Origin of the sequence: Noviherbaspirillum sp. ST9 (assembly GCF_048799745.1) — a bacterium.
Lineage (GTDB): Bacteria > Pseudomonadota > Gammaproteobacteria > Burkholderiales > Burkholderiaceae_D > Noviherbaspirillum.
In genome coordinates this window covers 1-601 of sequence record NZ_JBLWFR010000140.1, presented here as the reverse complement: position 1 = coordinate 601, position 601 = coordinate 1, and the positions used below count along the sequence as shown (strand labels likewise).

The following is a 601-nucleotide window of genomic DNA, read 5'->3' as shown; positions in this document are numbered from 1 at the left end:
AATCCTGGCGCTGGCCATGCGCGCGCCATCGTCGATGAATACCCAGCCTTGGAATTTCTACGTCATCACCGGAGCACCGCTGGATCGCATCCGTCAGGGCAACACCGAGCGCAATCTGGCGGGCGTGCCGCACTCGCGCGAGTTTCGAACCGGCCAGGCATTCGAGGGCGTGCATCGCGAACGCCAGATTGGTGTTGCCAAGCAGTTGTTCAGCGCAATGGGAATTGCGCGAGATGACAAGCAGCAGCGGCAGGACTGGGTCCTGCGCGGCTTTCGTCAGTTCGACGCGCCCGTATGCGTGATCATCACATACGATCGCCAGTTGGCCTCCAGCGACGATACCGCCTTCGACTGTGGCGCCGTGGCGACCGCGCTCGTCAACGCGGCCTGGTCGCGCGGGCTTGGCGCCGTGATCAACAGCCAGGGGATCATGCAATCCCCCGTCGTGCGCGAGCATGCCGGGATCGCGGATGATCAGGTGATCATGAAAAGCATCGCGTTGGGCTGGCCGGATCACAGTTTTCCCGCCAATGCCGTCGTGTCCGAGCGCAAGTCGGTCGATGAAGCGACGACGTTCGTGGGATTTGCGAGTGGAGCCTAG

Annotated in this window: 1 protein-coding gene; it reads left to right on the top strand. The window is 62.7% G+C overall.

Going from position 1 to position 601, the window contains the following annotated elements; all coding sequences use genetic code 11:
• Positions 1 to 601, top strand: a 601-nt coding sequence (locus ACNOHI_RS25200; protein WP_420477469.1) for a nitroreductase, incomplete at its 5' end; no start/stop codon positions are given.